The sequence below is a fragment of the Nocardia sp. NPDC059691 genome, assembly GCF_042733915.1.
GTDB classification, from domain to species: Bacteria; Actinomycetota; Actinomycetes; order Mycobacteriales; family Mycobacteriaceae; genus Nocardia; species Nocardia sichangensis.
The window spans coordinates 559,011-581,394 of record NZ_JBHWFB010000001.1 but is presented as its reverse complement, the minus strand read 5'-3'; the positions used below and the strand labels follow the sequence as shown (position 1 = coordinate 581,394).

The 22,384-nt window shown below is 67.2% G+C and carries 22 protein-coding genes and 1 tRNA gene; 14 read left to right on the top strand and 9 right to left on the bottom strand.

The genetic code is table 11. The features are described from left to right. Positions 1-100 precede the first annotated feature (100 nt). A complete protein-coding gene (locus ACFV2O_RS02725; protein ID WP_379249681.1) occupies positions 101-529 on the top strand; it encodes an ester cyclase in 429 nt (142 codons plus the stop codon). A gap of 95 nt (positions 530-624) precedes the next feature. On the opposite strand, the gene ACFV2O_RS02720 is transcribed toward ACFV2O_RS02725, so the two are convergent. Continuing rightward, positions 625-707 (bottom strand) — tRNA-Leu (locus tag ACFV2O_RS02720). 225 nt (positions 708-932) lie between these two features. Between ACFV2O_RS02720 and ACFV2O_RS02715 the strand changes: the two genes are divergently transcribed. The 8 genes from ACFV2O_RS02715 (at position 933) to ACFV2O_RS02680 (ending at position 11,417) form a co-directional block, all read left to right on the top strand. After that, positions 933-2,303: an FhaA domain-containing protein gene (locus ACFV2O_RS02715; protein WP_379249679.1), complete on the top strand. Its 1,371-nt coding sequence runs from the start codon at positions 933-935 to the stop codon at positions 2,301-2,303. 205 nt (positions 2,304-2,508) lie between these two features. Continuing rightward, positions 2,509-2,976 carry an FHA domain-containing protein gene (locus ACFV2O_RS02710; RefSeq protein WP_014980860.1) on the top strand — a complete coding sequence of 156 codons (468 nt, stop codon included), beginning with the start codon at positions 2,509-2,511 and terminating at the stop codon, positions 2,974-2,976. After that, positions 2,973-4,487 carry a PP2C family protein-serine/threonine phosphatase gene (locus ACFV2O_RS02705; RefSeq protein WP_379249677.1) on the top strand — a complete coding sequence of 505 codons (1,515 nt, stop codon included), beginning with the start codon at positions 2,973-2,975 and terminating at the stop codon, positions 4,485-4,487. The genes ACFV2O_RS02710 and ACFV2O_RS02705 overlap by 4 nt, the downstream gene beginning before the upstream one ends. Continuing rightward, entirely contained in the window at positions 4,487-5,971 is a 1,485-nt protein-coding gene (locus ACFV2O_RS02700; RefSeq protein WP_379249675.1) for an FtsW/RodA/SpoVE family cell cycle protein, read from the top strand. Before ACFV2O_RS02705 ends, ACFV2O_RS02700 begins: the two co-directional genes overlap by 1 nt. Further along, the gene (locus ACFV2O_RS02695) at positions 5,968-7,434 is read left to right on the top strand and encodes a peptidoglycan D,D-transpeptidase FtsI family protein (protein ID WP_379249673.1); all 1,467 of its coding nucleotides are present in this window, start codon (positions 5,968-5,970) and stop codon (positions 7,432-7,434) included. The genes ACFV2O_RS02700 and ACFV2O_RS02695 overlap by 4 nt, the downstream gene beginning before the upstream one ends. Positions 7,435-7,471: 37 nt before the next feature. Continuing rightward, positions 7,472-8,992: a protein kinase gene (locus ACFV2O_RS02690; protein WP_379249671.1), complete on the top strand. Its 1,521-nt coding sequence runs from the start codon at positions 7,472-7,474 to the stop codon at positions 8,990-8,992. Beyond that, positions 8,989-10,890 (top strand): Stk1 family PASTA domain-containing Ser/Thr kinase, encoded by a 1,902-nt coding sequence (gene pknB, locus ACFV2O_RS02685; protein WP_355073387.1) that lies wholly within the window; start codon positions 8,989-8,991, stop codon positions 10,888-10,890. Before ACFV2O_RS02690 ends, pknB begins: the two co-directional genes overlap by 4 nt. Before the next feature lie 107 nt (positions 10,891-10,997). Continuing rightward, positions 10,998-11,417 (top strand): CBS domain-containing protein, encoded by a 420-nt coding sequence (locus tag ACFV2O_RS02680; RefSeq protein ID WP_355073389.1) that lies wholly within the window; start codon positions 10,998-11,000, stop codon positions 11,415-11,417. Positions 11,418-11,627: 210 nt separating this feature from the next. On the opposite strand, the gene ACFV2O_RS02675 is transcribed toward ACFV2O_RS02680, so the two are convergent. Together ACFV2O_RS02675 and ACFV2O_RS02670 are read right to left on the bottom strand one after the other, a co-directional pair. Further along, positions 11,628-12,308, bottom strand: coding sequence for a dihydrofolate reductase family protein (locus ACFV2O_RS02675; RefSeq protein WP_355073390.1), 681 nt, complete (start codon positions 12,306-12,308; stop codon positions 11,628-11,630). Beyond that, positions 12,305-12,949: an aminodeoxychorismate/anthranilate synthase component II gene (locus tag ACFV2O_RS02670; protein WP_355073392.1), complete on the bottom strand. Its 645-nt coding sequence runs from the start codon at positions 12,947-12,949 to the stop codon at positions 12,305-12,307. The genes ACFV2O_RS02675 and ACFV2O_RS02670 overlap by 4 nt, the downstream gene beginning before the upstream one ends. Before the next feature lie 97 nt (positions 12,950-13,046). Here ACFV2O_RS02670 and crgA point away from each other — a divergent pair, with 97 nt between their 5' ends. Together crgA and ACFV2O_RS02660 are read left to right on the top strand one after the other, a co-directional pair. Next, positions 13,047-13,310 (top strand): cell division protein CrgA, encoded by a 264-nt coding sequence (gene crgA / locus ACFV2O_RS02665; protein WP_039803465.1) that lies wholly within the window; start codon positions 13,047-13,049, stop codon positions 13,308-13,310. 89 nt (positions 13,311-13,399) lie between these two features. After that, positions 13,400-13,885, top strand: a complete 486-nt coding sequence (locus ACFV2O_RS02660) for a PH domain-containing protein (protein ID WP_379249668.1) — start codon at positions 13,400-13,402, stop codon at positions 13,883-13,885. A gap of 66 nt (positions 13,886-13,951) precedes the next feature. On the opposite strand, the gene ACFV2O_RS02655 is transcribed toward ACFV2O_RS02660, so the two are convergent. Both ACFV2O_RS02655 and ACFV2O_RS02650 read right to left on the bottom strand, forming a co-directional pair. After that, positions 13,952-14,824 (bottom strand): rhomboid family intramembrane serine protease, encoded by an 873-nt coding sequence (locus tag ACFV2O_RS02655; protein ID WP_379249666.1) that lies wholly within the window; start codon positions 14,822-14,824, stop codon positions 13,952-13,954. A 4-nt stretch (positions 14,825-14,828) separates the two neighbouring features. After that, complete coding sequence (locus tag ACFV2O_RS02650) at positions 14,829-15,356, bottom strand: peptidylprolyl isomerase (RefSeq protein WP_379249664.1); 528 nt, start codon at positions 15,354-15,356, stop codon at positions 14,829-14,831. 106 nt (positions 15,357-15,462) lie between these two features. Here ACFV2O_RS02650 and ACFV2O_RS02645 point away from each other — a divergent pair, with 106 nt between their 5' ends. Continuing rightward, positions 15,463-15,675, top strand: a complete 213-nt coding sequence (locus tag ACFV2O_RS02645) for a hypothetical protein (protein ID WP_355073399.1) — start codon at positions 15,463-15,465, stop codon at positions 15,673-15,675. A 15-nt stretch (positions 15,676-15,690) separates the two neighbouring features. On the opposite strand, the gene ACFV2O_RS02640 is transcribed toward ACFV2O_RS02645, so the two are convergent. The 3 genes from ACFV2O_RS02640 to ACFV2O_RS02630 form a co-directional block, all read right to left on the bottom strand. Beyond that, the gene (locus ACFV2O_RS02640) at positions 15,691-16,539 is read right to left on the bottom strand and encodes an ABC transporter permease (protein ID WP_379249662.1); all 849 of its coding nucleotides are present in this window, start codon (positions 16,537-16,539) and stop codon (positions 15,691-15,693) included. Continuing rightward, positions 16,536-17,537: an ATP-binding cassette domain-containing protein gene (locus ACFV2O_RS02635; protein WP_355073403.1), complete on the bottom strand. Its 1,002-nt coding sequence runs from the start codon at positions 17,535-17,537 to the stop codon at positions 16,536-16,538. Before ACFV2O_RS02635 ends, ACFV2O_RS02640 begins: the two co-directional genes overlap by 4 nt. A gap of 819 nt (positions 17,538-18,356) precedes the next feature. After that, on the bottom strand, positions 18,357-19,304 hold the full coding sequence (locus ACFV2O_RS02630) for an acyl-CoA dehydrogenase family protein (RefSeq protein WP_379249660.1): 948 nt from the start codon (positions 19,302-19,304) through the stop codon (positions 18,357-18,359). A gap of 224 nt (positions 19,305-19,528) precedes the next feature. Here ACFV2O_RS02630 and ACFV2O_RS02625 point away from each other — a divergent pair, with 224 nt between their 5' ends. Both ACFV2O_RS02625 and ACFV2O_RS02620 read left to right on the top strand, forming a co-directional pair. After that, complete coding sequence (locus tag ACFV2O_RS02625; RefSeq protein WP_379249658.1) at positions 19,529-20,233, top strand: YoaK family protein; 705 nt, start codon at positions 19,529-19,531, stop codon at positions 20,231-20,233. Positions 20,234-20,277: 44 nt separating this feature from the next. Next, on the top strand, positions 20,278-21,462 hold the full coding sequence (locus tag ACFV2O_RS02620; protein ID WP_379249656.1) for a hypothetical protein: 1,185 nt from the start codon (positions 20,278-20,280) through the stop codon (positions 21,460-21,462). Between the two features lie 34 nt (positions 21,463-21,496). On the opposite strand, the gene ACFV2O_RS02615 is transcribed toward ACFV2O_RS02620, so the two are convergent. Further along, positions 21,497-22,315: a C40 family peptidase gene (locus ACFV2O_RS02615; protein WP_379249654.1), complete on the bottom strand. Its 819-nt coding sequence runs from the start codon at positions 22,313-22,315 to the stop codon at positions 21,497-21,499. Between the last annotated feature and the right edge of the window lie 69 nt (positions 22,316-22,384).

Genomic DNA, 22,384 nt, shown 5'->3' with positions numbered 1-22,384 from the left:
GGGTATGCCCATCTCGAATGAGACAGGTTGCTGCCACGCGACGCGAGACTCGGCGAACCGCCTCGACGGTTCGCTCGACCCGCGAGGAGGAGGCCCGATCATGTCGCTGGAAACCAACAAGGCACTGGTCCGCAGGTTCTATCGGGAGATCGACGCGGGAAACATCGACGCCATGGACGACCTCGTCGCGGAGGACTACATCGATCACTCGCCGCCGCCGTTTCCCGGCATCGGCCCCGGCCGAGAAGGCCTGAAGCAGGCCTTTCGCATGTTCTGGGCCGCCACTCCAGGGCGGCACGAGATCGAGGACCAAGTCGCGGAAGGCGACCGGGTCGTCACGCGGCTGACCGCGTACGGGCGTCACACCAGGGACCTGCCCGGCATACCGGCGACCGGGCGCGAACTGACGGTGACGGGTACCGCGATCCACCGGATCGCCGACGGCAAGCTCGCCGAGAAGTGGTCCGACAAGGACGTGCTGGGGTTCTTGCAACAGTTGGGAGTGCTACCCGCGGTGGGAAGACACTGACCGGCCGGGTCGGGACATCCGTCACACGATCGACGCGGCCTTCCGACTGCAAAGAGAAAGCCGCGCATCAGCACTTGATGCGCGGCTTCCGTCTGTGGGCGAAGGGGGACTTGAACCCCCACGTCCCGAAGGACACTGGCACCTGAAGCCAGCGCGTCTGCCATTCCGCCACTCGCCCGAGCGACTGGGAGACAGTATCACGGCGGCGCGCTGGATACGAAATCGCCATTTCAGAGGCCTGACCGGGGGGCTGAACGGGTCCGGGAACCTGGGGCCGTCGCCAAGAGTTACAGGTGTGGACGATCGTGGATATCATGCAATGAACGTGGTCGATTAACGACACGCCATACACGCGTGTCGTTGTTACGAATCAGGAAGAGACGCGCACCGAAGGGAGGCCGAGATGGGCATCGTTTCGCGATTCGAGCGTCGCCTGCAAGGCGCCGTCGGTGACGTGTTCGCCAGAGTCTTCGGCGGCAGTGTCGTACCCCAGGAGGTGGAGGCGGCGCTGCAACGCGAGGCCGCCGATCATGTCCAGGACCTGGGCGGCGGGCACCTGCTGGCACCCAACAGCTATGTGATCACGATCAACGCCTCCGATCACCAGCAGTTGGATGCCGACCACGACCTCACCACCCGCGCATTCGCCAAACATCTACAGGACTACATCCGCGAGCAAGGCTGGCAGACCTACGGCGAAGTACACGTGGCGTTCGAGGCATCACCTACGCTGCACACCGGACAGTTCAGGGCGAGTGGCCGCGTCGATCCCGACGCCGGACACAGAGCCAGCGCGGCTCGCGGCCCCGAATCACCGCCACAACGACCTGCACACCCGCAACCAGGAGCTGGCCCCATGACGCAGAACTCAGGCTACGACCCGAGCCGTGAGCCCGCGGAGTCCGATCCACGCAACCGCGGGTACGCTCCACCGCCTGCCGGACGCGGCGGCCCGCAGAACGGCGCGTACCGCGACGACTACGGCCGTGGCGGCGCATACGGGGCGGATTACCAGGCTCCGGACGCGCAGCAGGGTTACGGCGACTATCAGAACGGCTACGACTACCCGCAGGGTGGCCAGGGCTACGGGCAGCAGGGTGGTTACGGCGAGTCCGGCTACGGCGGCCAGCAGGGCGGCTACGGCGAGTCCGGCTACGGCCAGCAGAGCGGCTACGGCGAGCGCGGGTACGGCCAGCAAGGCTACGGCGACCAGGCCTACGGCCAGCAGGGCTACAGCGACCAGGGCTACGGCCAGCAGGGCTACGCCGACCAAGGCTACGGCCAGCAAGGGTACGGTCAGCCCGGCTACGGGCAGTCGGGGTACACCGATCCGAGCTACGGCGATCAGAACTACGCCGACCAAGGCGGCTACGCTCAGGACGACCAGGGCGGCTACGGTCAGGCATACTCGCAGCAACCGGGGTACGGCGCGCAGCAGGGCTACGCGGGCGGGCAAGGCTACGGCGCCGCCCCGCAGGCCGGTTCGGGCTATTCGGCGACGCTTCAGCTGGACGACGGCAGCGGCCGCACTTACCAGCTGCGGGAAGGCAGCAACATCATCGGCCGCGGCCAGGACGCGCACTTCCGGCTGCCCGACACAGGTGTCTCACGCAGGCACATCGAGGTGCGCTGGGACGGGCAGACCGCGATGTTGTCCGACCTCGGCTCCACCAACGGCACCCTGGTGAACGGCTCCCCCGTGCAGGATTGGCAACTCGCCGACGGTGACGTCATCCGTGCCGGGCACTCCGAGATCCTGATCCGTATCGTCTGATCCCGTAAGCTCGCGGTGCAGGTCACGACATGGCTCTCGAGGGAATCGTCGGTCGTATCGTGATCGAAATCGACCGACGGCCCTATGATGCTGCCAACACACGCGCGGCGCCGACACCGGGGCCGGCAAGACCAGCAGGCTGGTGGGGGTGGTCGAACCGCACCTACGGCACCGACGTACACGGTCGAACAGGAGGTGGAGCGCCGTGCAGGGACTGATCCTGCAACTGACCCGTGCGGGGTTCCTTCTGCTGTTGTGGTTGTTCGTGTGGGCTGTGCTGCGCACGTTGCGCAGCGACATCTACGCGGCATCCGGCATTCGGATCCAGCCCAGGGCCGCACGCGGTTCCGCGGTGCTGCCTTCCTTCAGCCGGGGCCAGAAGGGCGCCAAATTTCTTGTGGTGACTCAGGGTTCACTCGCCGGCACTCGCATCTCGCTCGGCACCCAACCGGTGCTGATCGGGCGTGCGGACGACTCCACGCTGGTACTCACCGATGACTACGCCTCGACCAGGCATGCGCGACTGTCTCCGCGTGGTGACGACTGGTACGTCGAGGACCTCGGCTCGACGAACGGCACCTACCTCGATCGCGCGAAAGTCACCACCGCCGTCCGTGTTCCACTCGGCACGCCTGTCCGTGTCGGCAAAACAGTGATCGAGCTGCGATCGTGACACTTGTTCTCCGCTACGCAGCGCGCAGCGACCGCGGTCTCGTCCGAGGCAACAACGAAGATTCCGTGTACGCGGGCGCCCGGCTGCTCGCACTCGCCGACGGCATGGGCGGCCATGCCGCGGGAGAAGTCGCGTCCCAGTTGATGATCGCCGCGCTCGCCCACCTCGACGACGACGAGCCCGGCGACGATCTGCTCGGCAAGCTCGACGCGGCCACCCGAGAAGGCAACGCCGCCATCGCCGATCAGGTCGAGGAGGAGCCCGAGCTCGACGGCATGGGCACCACGCTCACCGCGATCCTGTTCGCGGGCAAGAAACTCGGCCTCGTGCACATCGGCGACTCGCGCGCCTACCTGCTGCGTGGCGGCGAGCTCGGCCAGATCACCCGGGACGACACCTTCGTCCAATCGCTGGTCGACGAGGGCAGGATCACACCGGAGCAGGCGCACACGCACCCGCAGCGCTCGCTGATCATGCGCGCGCTCACCGGCAACGAGATCGAGCCGACGCTGATCATGCGCGAAGCGCGCGCCGGTGACCGCTACCTGCTGTGTTCCGACGGTCTCTCCGACGTGGTCAGCGACGAGACCATCGCGAACACGATGCGCGAGGGCAGCACCGACGAGTGCGCCGACCGGCTCATCGAGCTGGCGTTGCGCAGCGGCGGTCCGGACAACGTGACCGTCGTCGTCGCCGATGTCATCGACCTGGACTACGGCCAGAGCCACCCGATCGTCGCGGGCGCCGCCTCCGGCGTCGACGAGGACACGCCGCCGCCGAACACCGCCGCAGGCCGGGCCTCCGCGTTGCGCCCGCCGCGCGCCGCGCCGCGCCGGGCCGCCGCCGCGCCCGAGCCGCCCGCGAAGAAGTCGCACCGGTTGCGCTGGATCGTGCTCGCGCTCGCGCTCATCGTCGCGGTCTGCGTGGGCCTCGTGGTCGGCTACAAGATGATCCGCAGCAACTACTACGTCGGCGCCGACGACGGTTCGGTGGTGATCCTGCGCGGGCTGCCCGGTTCCATCCTCGGTTACTCGATCCACGACGTGAATCTCGTCGGATGTGTGACCCGCAACGGGGAACTCACCCTGACCGAGCCCGGCGAGAGTCTGCCGTCGGCGTGCAAGCCGCTGAAGGTCACCGATCTGAAGCAGACCGGCCGCGAGCAGGTGGACAAGGGCTTGCCGCCGGGCTCGCTGGACAAGGCCAGGGACTCGATGACCTACCTCGCCCAGCGAGAACTGCTGCCGCCGTGCCCGGTCAAGGAATCGGCGCCGCAGCCGGGTGTCGTCCCGTCGCCTGCCGAGACCCCGGCCCCCGCGCCCAACGGCGCTCAGCCCGCACCGGCCACCGCCGCGCCCGCGCCGGCACCGGCACCGGCACCGGCGCCGGAACAGGGTGACGCCAGGGGCACCGAAATCAAGACACCGACGAAGTCGGAGGCTCCTGTCCCGCCGTCGAGCACGTCGCCCGCCCCCCAGACCGCGGGGGAGAACTGCCGGGTGACGGACTGATGTCCGCGCCGGCACCGCCGTCGGCTGGGGCTTTTCCCAGTCCCCCTGGCGGCTTCGCTCCCGCGCCACCGCCGAGCACCAGACGCAACGTCGAACTTCTGCTGCTCGGGGCGGCGGCGGTGATCACCACGGCGTCCCTGTTCCTGGTCGAGGCCAGTCAGGAACAGTCGATCACCTTGGATATCGCCAAATACGGCTTGGCCTACCTGGCGTTGTTCGCGGTGGCGCACCTGGCCGTGCGGCGGTTCGCCCCGTTCGCCGACCCCCTGCTGTTGCCGATCGTGGCGTTGCTCAACGGACTCGGTCTCGTGCTGATCCACCGGCTCGACCTGGCCGACCAGCAGACCGCCGCCTACAACTCGTGGGCGACCCCCTCCCCCGACGCCAATCAGCAGATCCTGTGGACCGCGCTGGGCACGCTCGTGTTCATCACGCTGCTGATCGCGCTGCGCGACTACCGCACCCTGGCCCGCTACAGCTACACCCTCGGCCTCATCGGCCTTGTCGCGCTGGCCATTCCGGCTCTGCTGCCGAGCGCGTTCTCCGAGACCAACGGCGCGAAGATCTGGATCCGGCTGCCCGGGTTCAGTGTCCAGCCGGGTGAGTTCGCGAAGATCCTGCTGATCATCTTCTTCGCCTCGGTCCTGGTGGCCAAGCGCGAGATCTTCACCGCCGCCGGTCGCCATGTGCTCGGCATGGAGTTCCCGCGCGGCCGCGACCTCGGACCGATCCTGGCCGTCTGGGTCGTCTGCATCGGCGTGCTCGTGTTCGAGAAGGATCTCGGCACCTCGCTGCTGATCTTCAGCACGGTGCTCGTGATGCTCTACATCGCCACCGAACGGGTCGGCTGGCTGGTCATCGGCGGCGGACTGCTCGCGCTCGGATTCGTCTTCGCCTATCAATTGTTCGGCCACGTGCGGGTCCGGGTGGAGACCTGGCTGCACCCGTTCGACGACTACAACAACACCGGCTATCAGATCTCGCAGTCGCTGTTCGGCCTGGCCACCGGCGGTCTCGCCGGGACCGGCCTCGGCAGCGGCAGGCCGAACCAGGTGCCGTTCGCCAAGACCGACTTCATCGTCACCACCATCGGCGAGGAACTCGGCCTGATCGGGCTCGCCGCGGTGCTGGCGCTGTTCCTGGTATTCGTCGTGCGCGGGCTGCGCACCGCCCTCGCGGTGCGCGACAGCTTCGGCAAATTGCTCGCGGCCGGCCTGTCGTTCACCATCGCGATCCAGCTGTTCGTCGTGGTCGGGGGTGTGACCAAGCTGATTCCGCTGACCGGTCTCACCACCCCGTTCATGTCCTACGGCGGGTCTTCGCTGCTGGCCAACTACGCGTTGCTGGCGTTGCTGATCAAGATCTCCGACGCCGCCCGCGCACCCGCCCCGGTGCGCAAGAAGGAACCGGCGCCGATCGCCGACGCGCAGACCGAACTGCTGCGGCGCGATGGCGGGCGACCGGAGGCGGGGCCGCTGACATGAACACTCCACTACGCCGAGTCGCGATCGCGGTGATGGTGATGGTCGTCGCACTGCTGGCGAACGCCACCTACGTCCAAGTGATCAAGGCCGACGACCTGCGCTCCGATCCGCGCAACTCCCGGGTTCTGCTGGACGAGTACGCCCGCCAGCGCGGGCAGATCTCGGCAGGCGGCACCGTGCTGGCCGGCTCGGTCGCGACCGATGACCGCTACAAGTACTTGCGCACGTACCCGAGCGAGCCGGAGGCGTACGCACCCGCCACCGGTTTCTACTCGATGCAGTACGGCAGCACCGGACTGGAGCGTGCTGAGGACTCGGTGCTCAACGGCTCCGACAGTCAACTGTTCGGCAGCCGCCTCGTCGACCTCATCTCCGGCCGCGACCCGCGCGGCGGCAACGTGGTCACCACGCTCAACCCGCTGATGCAGCAAGTGGCCTACGACCAGATGACCAGCAAGGGCTACACCGGTTCGGTGGTGGCGATCGAGCCGAGCACCGGCAAGATCCTGACCATGGTCTCCACGCCCAGCTACGACCCGAACCTGCTGTCCGGGCACGACGGTGCGCGCGGCACCCAGGCGTGGGAAACGCTGAGCGCGGATCCGCACCACCCCATGCTGAATCGCGCCATCTCGCAGACCTATCCGCCCGGATCCACGTTCAAAGTCGTGGTCACCGCCGCGGCGCTGTCCAACGGCGCCGCGACTCCCGACGACCAGTTCACCGCCGCGCCGAACATCACGCTGCCCGGCACCAGCACCACGCTGGAGAACTACAACGGCTCCACGTGCGGTCCCAACCCGACAGCTTCGCTGTTCGAAGCGTTCCGTCGCTCGTGCAACACCGCGTTCGCCGAACTCGGCGTCAAGGTGGGTGCCGCGAATCTCAAGGACGAGGCGGCCGCGTTCGGCATCGGCCCGCACCGAGGGATCCCGATGCCGGTGGCGGAGAGCACCGTCGGCACCATCTCCGACGACGCCGCCCTGGCCCAGAGCAGCATCGGGCAGCGCGACGTGGCGTTGACCCCGCTGCAGAACGCGGTCGTCGCGGCGACCATCGCCAACGGCGGCGTCCGGATGGAGCCCTACCTGGTCGATCAGTTGCAGGGCCCGGATCTGAGCGAGCTGTCGAAGACCAAGCCGGTCTCGGTCGGCCAAGCCGTCAGCGCCGATGTAGCGTCGACCGTGACCAACCTGATGATCGCGTCGGAGGGCAACACCTCTGGAGGTAACCAGACCCGTTATCAGATCGCGTCCAAGACCGGCACCGCGGAGCACGGGAGCAACCCGCGCAACACGCCGCCGCATGCTTGGTACATCGCGTTCGCCCCCGCGCAGAACCCGAAGATCGCCATCGCGGTGATCGTGGAGAACGGTGGGGACCGGGCGCTTGCCGCGACCGGTGGCTCGGTCGCCGCGCCGGTGGCTCGCGCGGTTCTCGACGCCGGTCTTCGAGGGGGCTGAACGATATGGATGTGCGAGTGAAGGTACGGGGACCTCGATGCTGAACAACGGTGCGATGATCGCCGACCGGTACCGGCTGCAGCGACTGATCGCGACCGGCGGCATGGGCCAGGTCTGGGAAGCGCTGGACACCAGGTTGGACCGCAGGGTCGCGGTCAAGGTGCTGAAGTCGGAGTTCTCGGCCGACCCGACGTTCCGGCATCGATTCCGCACCGAGGCGAAGACCACCGCCCAGCTGAATCACCCCGGCATCGCGGGCATCTACGACTACGGCGAGACGATCGACCCGCAGGGCAGCGAGATCGCCTACCTGGTCATGGAATTCGTCCAGGGTGAGCCGCTGAACACGGTGCTCAACCGCCTGGGCAGGCTATCGGTCGCCCAGGGCCTCGACCTGCTCGAGCAGACCGGCCGCGCCCTGGAGGTGGCGCACCGCGCGGGCGTGGTGCACCGCGACGTGAAGCCGGGCAACATCCTGGTCACCCCGACCGGTCAGGCGAAGATCACCGACTTCGGTATCGCCAAGGCGGTGGACGCCTCCCCGGTGACCAAGACCGGCATGGTGATGGGCACCGCGCAGTACATCGCACCGGAACAGGCGGTCGGCGAGGACGCCACCGCGGCCAGCGACGTCTACTCCCTCGCCGTGGTCGGCTACGAAGTGCTGGCAGGCCAGCGGCCGTTCACCGGCGACGGCGCGCTCACCGTCGCCATGAAGCACGTGCGTGAGACGCCGCCCCCGATGCCGGCCGATCTGCCCGGCAACGTGCGCGAACTGGTCGAGATCACGATGGAGAAGGACCCGGCGCGCCGCTACGCCAGTGGCGGCGAGTTCGCCGACGCGGTCGCCGCGGTGCGCGCGGGCCGGCGTCCGCCGCCGCCGAGTGGTACCCATTCCGCCGCGCCCTTGACCGGCGCCACGCGGGTGCTCCCGCCGGGCCCGACCGCCGTGATCCCCTCCACGCCACCCGACTTCGACGGGGCGACGGTGCGCTACTCGACGCCCGCGGCCGGTGCGGTGGGCGCGGCGAATCGCGCGGGCACGATCGCGGCTCCGGCCACCGTGCTGAGCCGTGGCACGGCGGGCGATCGACCGCCCGGTGGCGACAAGAGGTTCACCACTGCCCAGAAATGGCTGACCGGACTCGGCATCGGCGCCGTCCTGCTCGCCGCGCTCACGGCCTACCTGCTCTTCGGTGGCGACACCAATCCGGATTCCACGCCGTCGCCGACCGCGACGGTCGCACCGAACCCAAAGCCGGTCCCGCCGGTGGCCACCACGACTACCCCCAAGCCCGCGCCCGCGCCGGTGGAAACCGAGACCTACGAACCGACCACCACCGAGCCGAAGACCACGACACCGGAGCCGACGACGACCACCGCGCCGCCCACCACCACGGCACCGAGCACGACGAAGCCGACGACCACCGCGCCCACTGCCACCGCAACGCGCCCGCGCATCCCGACTCTCGACCTACCATTCCCGGAGATTCCCGGTGCCCGGGGGCCCTCGGCCACTCGCAGCGGATCCGCCACTTCTTCGCAAGGACTGCCATGACGACCCCGAAGAATCTCTCGTCTCGCTACGAGCTGGGCGAGATCATCGGGTTCGGCGGTATGTCCGAGGTGCACAAGGCCCGCGACATCCGGCTGAGCCGCGACGTGGCGATCAAGGTGCTGCGGGCGGACCTCGCCCGCGATCCCACGTTCTACCTGCGGTTCAAGCGCGAAGCGCAGAATGCCGCCGCACTCAATCATCCGGCCATCGTCGCGGTCTACGACACCGGTGAGGCCGAGGTGGACGGCGGCCCGCTGCCGTACATCGTGATGGAGTACGTCGACGGCGACACACTGCGTGACATCGTGCGCGGCAAGGGGCCGCTGCCGCCGCGCCGAGCGATGGAAGTCGTCGCTGACGTCTGCGCCGCCTTGGATTTCAGCCACAAGGCCGGGATCGTGCACCGCGACATGAAGCCCGCCAACATCATGATCAATCGGTCCGGCGCGGTGAAGGTGATGGACTTCGGCATCGCGCGCGCGATCGCCGACAGCTCCAACCCGATGACGCAGACCGCGGCGGTGATCGGCACCGCGCAGTACCTGTCGCCGGAACAGGCGCGCGGAGAGACGGTGGACGCACGCTCGGACGTCTACTCCGTGGGTTGTGTGCTGTTCGAAATCCTCACCGGGGAGCCGCCTTTCACGGGTGACTCCCCGGTCGCCGTCGCCTACCAGCACGTCCGGGAAGATCCGCGGCTGCCCTCGCACGTGCACGCGGGGGTGCCCCGCGAGCTGGACTCGGTCGTGCTCAAGGCGATGAGCAAGAACCCGGCCAACCGGTACCAGTCCGCCGCCGAGATGCGCGCCGACCTGATCCGGGTACTCGGCGGCCAGAAGCCCAGCGCCCCCATGGTGATGACCGACGAGGACCGCACCACCTTCATGAGCGCGGACGAGCCTCCGCCGCGGAACTACCGCACCGTCGAACGCCACGACGACACCGCAGAGCAAGACCCGGCCGAACCGAACGGCCAGCGCCGAACCGCCTACATCGCGCTCGGCGCCGTCGCGGCCGTCGCCGTGGCTTTCGCTTTGTTCTGGGTGCTGCTCGGGCCGGGCAGCAGGCCGGACCAGGTAGCCGTTCCCGATCTGTCCAACAAGTCCTCGCAACAGGCGCAGGACGCGCTGCAGAAGCTCGGCTTCACGGTGGCGATCCAGCAGAAGCCCGACGGCAAGGTCGCCACGGGCAACGTCATCGCGACCCAACCCTTGGGCGGCTCGCGGATCGACGAGGGAAGCACCGTCACGGTTCAGGTGTCCTCCGGGCCCGCCCAAGTGCAGGTGCCGAAGCTCACGGGGCTGACCCAGGAGCAAGCCGAGCAGGTGTTGAATTCCAAAGGCCTGCGGATCAACTCGAACATCGAGCGCAAACCGTCGAGCACCGCCGAGAAGGATCAGGTGATCGAGCAGAATCCGTCGCCGGGTTCGAAGGTCGACGTGGACTGGGAAGTCGTCGTCACGATCGGCACCGGACCGGAAGCGGTTCGCGTCCCCTACGTCGTCGGCCAGACGATCGACGTGGCTCAGCCGAATATCGAGGGCAACGGTTTCAAGGTCGTTGTGCAAGAGGTGCAGTCCTCGAAGCCGAAGGGTGAGGTGGTCGCCTCCAGCCCGGCCGGCGGCAGCAACGCGGAGAAGGGCTCCACGGTTACCGTCCAGGTGTCCGCGGGCGATCTGAAGATGCCGTCGCTGGTCGGTCTCACCGTCTCGCAGGCGGTGGAGAAGCTGCGCGCGGAAGGTTGGACCGGCAGCACCAGCCAGATCAGCCAGTCGCCGCAGGGAACCTTCGACGCGGGCAATGTCGGACGCATACTCAGTCAGCAGCCGTCCGCGGGCAGTTCGATCCAGAAGAACAGCGCCATCCTGGTCGGTGTGGGGGTACTCGGTCCGCCGTGATCGGGCGTGGTCACCGGTATCCAGAAAACGAGACCAACCGGTGTGAATTGCGGGAGAATGATGCTGCTCCATCCCAATCAGCGCAGCTGAGCACGAGGAGGTAGCTCATGACCACTGCCAGGGACATCATGAAGCCCGGCGTTCAGTGGATCTCCAAGGACACGACTATCGAGCAGGCCGCGCGCACCATGGCCGAACTCAACGTCGGGTCGCTGATCGTCTCGGACGACAACGAACGGATGTGCGGCATCGTCACCGACCGCGACATCGTGGTGAAGTGCATCGCTCAGGGCAAGATCCCCGCGAACTGCCGGGTCGAGGAACTGTGCGAAGCGACGCCGCGGTGGGTCGATGCCAACGCCGACATCGAGGAAGTCCTCGATGAAATGGAGAGCAACCGGGTCAAGCGCATGCCCGTCATCGAGGACAAGCGGCTGGTCGGCATGATCAGCGAAGCGGACCTGGCCAGGCATCTGGACGATAACCAGCTCGGCGAGTTCGTGACCGCCGTCTACGGGCGTCCGTAGATTTCGAACCGGTGCGGAGGGCGGTATCCCACCGCCCCCTCGGATCGACCTGTGCACTTCGACAACGGTCTGCCGTCCGGCGATGCGAACTCGAGGGAGTTAGGGCGGGCAGCACAATCCGGTCGAGGTGTGGTGTGAGCCGACGCCCGGCCGCGGACGGCGGACCGTCGTCCGCGGTGCGTCGCGCCTTCGTCGTGGCACGACCCGGCGTCAGATCCGGTCGGCCTTCGGCAGATACCGCAGCACGGCGACATCGCCGACTTGCGTCACGCCCGCCAGCCGCATCCTGCGGTGGGGCGCCCCCGGGAAATCGGCCGGGTCGAGGAAGCGCGGAGCCGCGACGTCACCCACCAGGATCGGGGCCACCGCAAGGTGCAGTTCGTCGGCCAGATCGGCGGCGAGGAACGCGGTATGGATGCGGGTGCCGCCCTCCACCATGAGCCGGTCGACGCCCCGGCGGCCCAGATCGTCCAACAGCGCACCGAAGTCGAGTTCGGTGCCGAGATCCACCACATCGGCCAGTCCGCTCAGCCTGGTGGTGAGCTTCGCCGCACCCGCCGCGGTGGTGTAGACGAGCTTGCCGCCGCCGTGGTGCCAGAACCGCAATTCGGGATCGAGCTCGCCGCTCGCGGAGACCGTCACCTTCAACGGATACTCCGGCTTGCCCGCGGCGAGGCGGGCCGCCCTGCGCTCGGCGCTGCCGACGAGCAGTCGCGGATTGTCGCTGCGCAGGGTCTGCGCTCCGATGAGAATGGCGTCGGAGTCCGCGCGGACTTGGTCGACACGATCGAAGTCCGCCGCGTCGGACAAGTGCAACCGCTCGGGGCTCGCGTCGTCGATGTACCCGTCGATACTCGTCGCGACCGACAGGAGCACATGCGGACGGGTCACTGCAGCACCAGCGCGGCGACCTCCGCCTCCAGCGTCTGCACCAACCCTTCGGCGGGACGCTCACCGCACACGCCCAACCAGTTCGCCAGCATTCGGTGCCCGCCCTGGGTGAGCACCGATTCCGGGTGGAACTGCACACCGTGGATGGGCAAGGTGCGATGCCGCATCGCCATCACGATCCCGCTCTCGGTGCGCCCGAGCACCTCGATCTCCTCCGGCAGGGTGTCCTCGAGCACGGTGAGGGAGTGGTACCGCGTGGCGGTGAACGGGTCGGAAAGGCCGGCCAGCACGCCGGCGCCGATGTGGAAGACCTCGCTCGTCTTCCCGTGCAGCAACTCGGGAGCCCTGGTGACGGTGGCGCCGAAGGCCTCCCCGATCGCCTGATGGCCGAGGCACACGCCCAGCAGCGGGACATTTTCTTCCGCGCAGGCGCGCACCAACGGGATACTGGCGCCCGCACGGTCCGGAGTGCCGGGGCCTGGACTGATCAGAATGCCGTCGAAGTCACGGACCACCGCGGCGACGTCGGCCAGATTCGGATCGTCGTTACGCCAGACGACCGCGTCGACACCCAGTTGACCGAGGTACTGCACCAGGTTGAAGACGAAGCTGTCGTAATTGTCGACGACCAGAACACGCATGGCATCGAGATTACGTGCCCGCACGGCACCGCGTCGCATCCATTACCTGTTGGGATAGCCTAGAGACCACGACCTGCACGCCGAATACGAGGACGTCATGCCCAAGTCGAAGGTCCGTAAGAAGACCGACTATACGATCAACCCCGCCAGCCGGACGCCGGTGAAGGTGAAGGCCGGGCCGTCGCCGGTCTGGTATGTCGCCATCATGCTCGGATTCATGCTCGCCGGGCTGGCCTGGCTGCTCGTCTACTACTTGGCGGCCGAGCAGATCAGCTGGATGAACGATCTCAACGCCTGGAACTTCCTGATCGGCTTCGGTCTGATGGTGGTGGGCCTGATCATGACGATGCGCTGGCGCTGAGCGGCGACATCGCGCGGATTACAGACGTGTCATTCATGCACACCTGTGGATGAGCCTGTGGACAACTCGAGGAGCGATTGGGGAGTGCCGTGAGTTCGGAGTCCGCGGTCCCCGGCTCGCCGGACCATGACGAGCCGAGCCTGGCCTGGACCACGCCGACCTCCGCGCTCGTCGCGGTCGCCGCGGGCGGCGTCGCGTTGGCCGTCGCGGCGGTGATCACCAACGAGGCGGCGAGCCGCCTGCTCGTAGGACTGGCAGCGGCCGGATTGCTCGCCCTCGCCGCGCTCGGGTTCCGGCAACGCCCGCGACTGTCCGTGGTGCCCGGCGCGCAACCACGCATGGTCGTCCGCACCCTGACGGGGCCCGACGAATACACCCCCGAGCAAATCGTGCGCGCCCGTGTGGTGAGCTACCGCCGTCTCGGGCGGAAGATGCCGATGCTGGAACTCGACGTCCAGCACGACGGGGTGGACCGGCTGCTGATCTTCGGCCGCTGGGATCTGGGCGCCAATCCCGAGTTCGTATATCAAGACCTGGTCGAAGCCCTGCGGCTCACCCAGGACAAGACCCGCTGACGACGCCGCGGCCGGGACATTCGGCAAACCCGGCCGCGAATGTTTCACGTGAAGCGAATCCCCCTGTCAGGCAGTCGAAGTGATCGCGCCCACAGCCACCAGCCCCAGCGCCGCGAACGCCACGAGCGCCACCGCGATCCAGCCGACCGTCCGTGCCGCTTGCGGAGTGCGCACTCGCAGCCAACCCGGCAGGAACAGAATGCCGAGCGTGGCGACGGTACCCGCGGCCAGACCGCCGAGATGACCCCAGAGCGAGATGCCGGGCAGTGACAGGCTGATGAACACGTTGATGCCGATGATGATCAGCATCTGATTCGGGTTCTGCCGCAACCGGAGCAGAATGATCGTGATCGCACCGAACAGGCCGTATACCGCGCCCGACGCACCCGCCGTGAGACTGTTCTGCGCCAAAAGCAGGACCCCGGCGGATCCGCCGAGCAACGAGACCAGGTACACCGCCAGGTAGCGCAGCCGGCCCAGCACCAATTCGGCATCCCGGCCCACCACATACAGCGCGAACATGTTCAGCAGCAGGTGAATGGGGCCGTAGTGCAGGAACCCGGAACCGAGCACCCGCCACCATTCGCCGTCCGCGACCGCCGGCGCGAACAGCACCCAATCGAAGAACAGCGCGGAGCCACGCTGGTTGTCCATCAGGCTCTTGGCCTGCGCCGCGGTAATCGCGTAGATCACCACGTTGATCGCGATCAGCGCATAGGTCACATAGGGTGCGGACATCCGGGGCGCTGCCGCGCCCGAGACCGTCCGCACCGGCGCGACGTCGCGCTGATCCGCGCGCAGACAGTCGACACAGTGCTGACCGACGGCCGCGGGTCGCAGGCACTCCGCACAGGACGGCCGCCCGCACCGCGTGCAGGCCAGGCCGGTCGGGCGATTCGGATGGCGGACGCAGGTGGGTGCGGGCGGCTGGGGATTCATAGTCTCATTCGATCGTGATCTTGGTGATGACGACGGGCTCCACGGGCCGGTCGTTGCGATCGGTCCTGGTGGTCGCGATGGCGTCGACGACCTTCCGGGAGTCCGGGTCCACGACTTCACCGAAGATGGTGTGCTTGCGGTTGAGGTGCGGCTGCGGACGAACGGTGATGAAGAACTGGGAGCCGTTGGTGCCCGGCCCCGCGTTGGCCATCGCCAGCAGGTAGCCACGGTCGAACCGCAGCTCGGGGTGGAACTCGTCGCCGAATTCGTAGCCGGGGCCGCCGCGACCGGTCCCGGTGGGATCGCCACCCTGAATCATGAAACCGGCCATCACGCGATGGAACAGGGCGCCGTCATAGAACGGGCCGCTGTTGCCTCCGCTGGCGTTCGCGGTGGTGTAGGGAGCCGAACCGTCGGCGAGACCTAGGAAGTTGCGGACCGTCTTGGGCGCGTGGTTACCGAAAAGCGCGAGCTTGATATCGCCGTGATTCGTGTGCAGCGTTGCCACGGATGTCTGATTCGGTGAGGTCACGCCGCCCATCGTGCCACGGTCGGCGACGCGGCCGCGGAACTGGGCCGGACCGTGCTGTGAGCTGGGCCTCCTGCGCGAATCACCGGGCTGTGCATAGAGTGGTCCAATGACCTCTGGGCGCCTGCATGTCTCGTCGCGTTCACGTAATCGGCTCCTTCTCGCCGCCGCTGTCGCGTTGGCGGGTGGCGTGGCCTATCTGGCCCGCACCCGGCGGCCTCAGCCGCCGGAACCCGCGCCCGCTCCGCCGCGCATCGGATACTCCCGCAACGGCTCCACGCCGACTCCATTGGCGGAGACCGGCGTGGAAACCGAGCACTGACGAGACAGCGGCGGATCAGCGACTGACCGTCTTCTTGTACTGACGCAGGGCCAGCGGCACGAACACCACCAGGATCACCACCACCCAGGCCAGCGAGGTGATCACGGGGTGCTGCAACGACCAGGCATCCGGCGTCGGCGCGAGCGGGCTCGTGTTCCCGAACAGCTCACGCGTCGCCTGGGTCAACGCGGACACCGGGTTCCATTCCGCGATCACCCGAAGGACGGTGGGCAGTTTCTCGCTGGGGACGAACGTGTTGGCGATGAACGTGAGCGGGAAGATCACCATGAAGCTGGCGTTGTTGAACACCTCCGGCGCACGCACCAGCAGCCCCACCACGGCCATGATCCAGGACACCGCGTAGGCGAACAGCAGCAACAGGATGTAGGCCAGCACCGCGTCCAGGAACGAACCGCGTATGCGCCAGCCCACGAGCAGGCCGGTCAGCGACATGACGGTCAGGCTGACCACGTTGATCACCACATCGCTGATCGTGCGGCCGACCAGCACCGCCGACGAGGCCATCGGCAGCGAGCGGAATCGGTCGATGATGCCCTTCTGCATGTCCTCGGCCAGCCCCGCGCCGGTGAAGGTCGCACCGAACACCACGGTCTGCGCGAAGATGCCCGCGATGAGGAACTCGCGATATCCGCCGGAGAGGCCTGGCACGTCGATGGCCGCGCCGAAGACATAGGCGAAGAGCAGCACGAACATGATCGGCGAGAGCGTGGAGAAGATCAGGACGTCGGGTACCCGCTTGATCTTGATGACGTTGCGTTTCGCGATGGTCACACTGTCGCTGACCACTATGGACAGTCGCGCGCCCAGCGAGGGCCTGCCCAGGACCGGGGCGGCGGCGGTCATCGGATCGTTCCTTCCGTAGCTCCCAGCTCGTCGTTCGCCGCGTCACCGGCGGCGATCGCTTCCGCCTCATGACCGGTGAGGGTGAGGAAGACGTCGTCCAGCGACGGGCGGCGCAGACCTACGTCGTGGATCTGCACGCTGTGCTCGGCCAGCCGCCCCACTGCCTCCACCAGTGCCTGCGACCCGTCGGAGACCGGGACGATGATCCGGCGCAACCCCGGTTCCAGATGAATCTCCCCGTCCGCCAAACTCTTCAGCGCGGCCTCGGCCGTCGCGAGATTGTCCACGCGATCGACGGTCAACTCGATGCGGTCGCCGCCGACCATGGTCTTGAGTTCGTCCGCGGTGCCCTTGGCGATCACCTTGCCGTGGTCGATCACCGCGATCGAATCGGCGAGCCGATCCGCCTCCTCCATGTACTGGGTGGTGAGCAGCAACGTTGTCCCACCCGCGACCAATTCCTCGATCACGTCCCAAAGATCCAGGCGCGCACGAGGGTCCAGTCCGGTGGTGGGCTCGTCGAGGAACAGCACGGGAGGGTTCGCGACCAACGCACCCGCCAGATCGAGGCGACGGCGCATGCCGCCGGAGTAACCCTTGACCGGACGGTCCGCGGCGTCGGTGAGCCGGAATCGTTCGAGCAATTCGCGCGCGCGTTCCTTACTTCGCTGCACCCCCATGTGATAAAGACGTCCCACCATTTCCAAATTCTCGAAACCGGTGAGGTATTCGTCGACCGCGGCATACTGTCCCGACGCCCCGATGCGGGAACGCAACGTCTGCGGATCGCGCAGCACATCGATTCCGGCGACCGTCGCGCGTCCGGCATCCGGCACCAGCAGAGTGGTGAACACGCGGACGGTGGTGGTCTTGCCTGCGCCATTGGGTCCGAGCAGTGCGGTGACGGTGCCTTCCGGGACTCGCAGATCGAGTCCGTCGAGGGCCACCAGCTGGCCGTATCGTTTGACCAGACCCTCGGCGACTATTGCGTCGGGCATGATTCTCCTGAAGTTGACGAGTTCGATGCGAATGAGCGCGACCCCAGGAGCCCCGGGCGCCGATCAATTCGCTGGATCGGATCACTGGCCGATACCCGGCACAGTATCGTCCCGCTCGCCGACAATTTCATCCGATTTGTTTCCGGAGACCTGTCTGCCCCGGAAGGACGACTCGTGCAACGCGAGAAGGCCGCATTCCGATCCGGTCGGTGCTCGGGGGTACCGGATCGGAATGCGACCGGTTCGATGATCCCGCGCGCACGGGTACCGGAGCGCGCGTAGCGGACTACCCGAATCGCCGAGGACCCGTACTCGGATGACGGAAATTCGCATGCGCGTTGTCGCGGCGAGCGGGGGCGCTCCGTGCGAACGGTCCAGTCGGTGATCACGAACACATGTTCGCATCGGGGTACGACACATTCGATCCATGCGCGCGGGCGGCACCACGCCCGGAATGGCAGACACGCCCGAACGTTCTGGTGGATTCCTTTCTTCGGCGACCGGTCGGCATGTTGTACCCAACGCGTATCCGCAGCAGGTCATGCTGCCGTACAGCCATGGAAACGCTTGCTTTACAACACTTTTGGCAAACACTAAGCCAACAGGCGGGAATGGCGTTGGCGACCGAGGGGCCAGTGACAACTGCCATGCGGCATCCAGAAAGTAAGCCCACCCAAAAAACTTGGAGCGCGGCCGTCCCCCCGCACACACAAACGCACATCATCGAGTAGCATCGTTCTCGTCGGCCCCTCCCCCCCGGGCCGACCCTACGCGGGCCTCGGCTAACTCCCCCCCTTCGCCGAGGCCCGCTCCCCATTTTCAGACCAGGTCAGACCCTCTTCCCGCTTGGTCGTCGCCGGGTTCCACCGCCCGCCACGCGGCGGTGAGGCGTTGCGCGCGCACGCGCCCGGCGGTGGCGAGCAGTGGCCGGTCACGCTCCCACCGCTGCCGTGTCACGGGGTCGGCGGACTGCCACAAAGGCTCGAGTTCGGCCAGCACGTCACCGAACGAATCGAAGACCCCGCCGAGGGCGATGTGCACCCCGGCAGCACCCGGCGCATCGATGTCCAGGCCGCGCACGGCGGCCACCAGTGTCAACAGTCGTTGCCGACTCGCGCGCGGCCACTGCGACACCCGAGCCACCCGCACCAGCCAGCCCAGCGTGGCGGCCAGCACGTGGATGTCCTCGATCGTCCGGAACGGCTTGAGGTAGTCCAGATATCCGTCACCGGGAAGCGGCAGCGCCGGCACGCCGGTCAGCACGACCGACGCGTGCGGGACCTCGGGCGCGAACGACAGCGCGGGATGATCGGTCAGGCGCACGCCTGGTTCCCCCGTCTCGACCGTGCAGGCGCGCAACCGGTTCCGCCCGTCCGGCGCCGTGCCGACACTGGCGATCACCACCAGCTGTCGCGCGTATGAGCCCATGGTCGCAAACGACTTGGCGCCGTCGAGCAGCCAAACCCCGTCCCGCTCGGTGAGCGTGGTGCGGATCGCGGCGGGGTGACCGCCGCCTTCCTCGGTGGCGCACATCGCGACCAGTTCGTCGTCCGGCAGGTCCGGAATCAGCGTCCGCAGCGCTTCCTGATAACCGGACAGGAAGGCGAACCCGAGCCGGTCGGCTCCGAAGCCGCCCGCGATCGACACCTCCACCGGCTGCTCGAAACGATTCGCCGCCACACGATGTCGCGTCCACGCCGCGGCGACGTCATCGAGCGGCGCGGCCGCCACCGGCTCGGTCAGCAGGAAGTCGAGCAGAGTATCCACCTCAGCACGGTAACCGAGCAGCGACTCGCTCGAGAGGGCTCGGTGCGGACGACGGCCCGCCGACCAGGGTGAAACGGCGCTTCGATATCGCGTGCGAGCATGCGTCGGCGGAACGTGCCCGGAATGCCGGCGATCTATGAGCAACGGTCGGCCCTGCGTGAGCCGATTCCGTCGACGAGCCTGCTTGACTGAACTGCCGCGCCGTACCGGAAGGAGTTCGACCTGTGCCGGAACTCGAAGAAGATCGCAAGAAGGCACTTTTCGACTCCGAAGCCAGACTGTCCTGGGTGCTGGCGGCACTCGCCGGGTTGATCGGTGCGGCGGCGTTCATGCATACCGCCGGCTATTTCGTCACTTTCATGACGGGCAATACCGAACGGGCCGTCCTCGGGTACTTTCACGACGAATCGGACATGGGTTTGGCGGCCGCCGGATTGCTGATGTCCTTCCTGTCCGGTGTCGTGGTGGCCTCATGGTGCCGCAGACGCTACTGGTCCGGGCACCCGCACGGGCCCACTCTGCTCACCACTGTCTGCCTGGCGCTGGCCTCGGCCGTCGACCTGCTCGAATACCACACGTCCAGCAAGCCGATCGGTCTGCTGCCGATCTTGTTCGTCGCCTTCGGCGTCGGCGCGCTCAACACATCGTTCGTCCGCAACGGTGAGGTCTCCATACCACTCAGCTACGTCACCGGGACGCTCGTCAAGCTGGGTCAAGGTGTCGAACGCCACCTCAGCGGTGGCGACTACGCGGACTGGCTCGGGTACTTCCTGCTCTATGCCGGTTTCTCGCTCGGCGCGCTGCTCGGCGGACTGCTGAGCCTGCTGGTCGCCGGCTGGGCCATGCTGATCACCGCGACAGTCGTGTGCCTGCTCGTCACCGGCTTCACCTATCTGCACCTGGATCGGCACGGTCCCCTCCCGCGGTAAGCCACCGCCGGGTGACCGCGGGACTTCGCGACTACCGTGGCCGCGTGCAGAATATCGAAGACGAAGCCGCCGCCTTCGCCGCGCTCGTCATGCAGCATCTGGCGGCGCTGGGCGAAACCGATGTCGAATACGACCCGGACGAGTTCGCGATACGCGTCGGCGATCTGTTTCTCGACCTGCACAACATCTTTCGGGAAACGCGTGAGCTCGATGCCACGGAGCGCGATGCCCGGGTCGCACAGCACTGCGACGCCGTGCGTGAGCTACGCGCCCCCGCGCCGGGTTGGCCTTCGGTGCGGTCCATGCTGCGGCCGGTATTGCGTCCCAACAGCTTCGGCGCAGGCGTCGAACCGGAGTCGCGGCCGATCGCTCGCTCCGCGTTTCCATTCGTGGACGAGATGGTGGCCATCGATTTGCCCCACACCCGATCGATCGTCACCTACGCGTCGTTGCGCGAATGGGATGTGAGTCCCGAGGAGGTTTTCGCGGCGGCGCGCGAGAACCTCGGCGCGATAGTGAGTTTCACCGACATAGAGGAAGACGGCATCCTGCAATTCGTCGACGACGGCGACGGCTACTGCACATCATGGCCGCTGTTCCCCGGCTGGCTCGCCGGTTCCGGCTTCGGAACCCGACCACCTGTCGCCTTCATGCCCGATGTCGACACGCTCATCATCGCGACCGGCGCGGACGATCTCGAGCCGATCTTCGAGGTGGTGGAAGAGCAGTACCGTGACGCGGCCCGGCCGGTCTCGCCACAGGGATACACCGTGGACGACAGTGGCGCGGTCATTCCGCTCGATCGTTCGCCCGCGCACCGCCACCTGCCCGCCGTGCAGCGGGCCCGATGCGGTTTGGCGGTCACCGAATACGACGCGCAGGCTCAGATTCTCAACGAGATCGTCGAGCGCGATCTGGAATTCACGCCCTATGACCTCGAGTCCGCTTATGTCGGTTCGGTCATGTACGGCCATGGCGACAACGGTCCCTTCACGATCACCGTCTGGGGAGAGGGTGTCGACTATTTGCTCCCGGAGGCCGACTACGTCGCCTTCTGCCGTGACGACCGAGGTGAACTGGAGCGTCTTTTCGAGGTCCCGTTCGATGCTGTCGTGGGACTGACCGGCCTCACTCCGGTCCCGGATCTCTCACCTCGCCGCTACGAAATCCGCCACTGGCCGGATGCCGAGACGCTGGCCGCACTGGAAGCGGCGGCGGTCTCTCCCTGACCTGCGAACCGCGGTGCGGCTGCACCAGAGGGAATCAGAATCGGCGGGCGCCTGTCACCGGCATCGAGGAGAGGGGGGAAGTGGTCACGCCCGTGCCGTATGTCGATGCGTGGATGACTTTGCCGTCGCCTGCGTAGAGGGCGGAGTGGCTTCCGCCGTAGAACGAGACCATGTCGCCGGGGCGCAGTTCGTCGAGCGGTACCGGCGTTCCGGCGGCGAGCTGGTCGTAGCTGGTGCGTGGCAGCTCCACGCCGGCCTGCTCGTAGGACCACTGCACCAGCCCGGAGCAATCGAAGGAGTCCGGGCCGACGGCGCCATAGCTGTAATCGGAACCGAGTTTGGTTCGTGCCGCGTCGACGGCCATCTCACCGGCGGTCCTCTGCGGAATCACCGCGGCGGGCGGAGTGGGCGCCCGAGGCATGATCTGCGGGAGGTCGTCGAGGAAAGGGATCTCGATCTCCGGAAGCACGCCGATCAGTGGGATCTCGATCGCGGGCACAGTCGTCGGTAACGGCAGCTCGATGACGGGAATCTTCACCGAAACCGGGGACTCGATCGCCGGGCCGAGCGTGGCAGGCGCGATCTCGATCTGCGGAACCGGGGTACTCGCGATGTTCTCGATATCCGAGAACCCGGCTGTCACCGGAGAGTCGGTGACGGGGAGTATGGCGTTGTTCAGGGGAATGTAGTCGGAAATCTCGAACGTTCCCACGCCCGGAATGGTCACCGGCTGGGCCGATGCCTCCCCTGCGTTGCACAACACGCCGATGAATGCGGCCGCTCCGGTGGCGAGTGCCCAGAGCACAGCACGTCGCAGGTAGCGGATATATCGGTCGTCGGTCGATGATGCCATGATGCGGTCCTCCGATGCTCATATCGCCGGCCTCCGGCGGAGCCATACGACGCCGCCATGCGTGGCGCG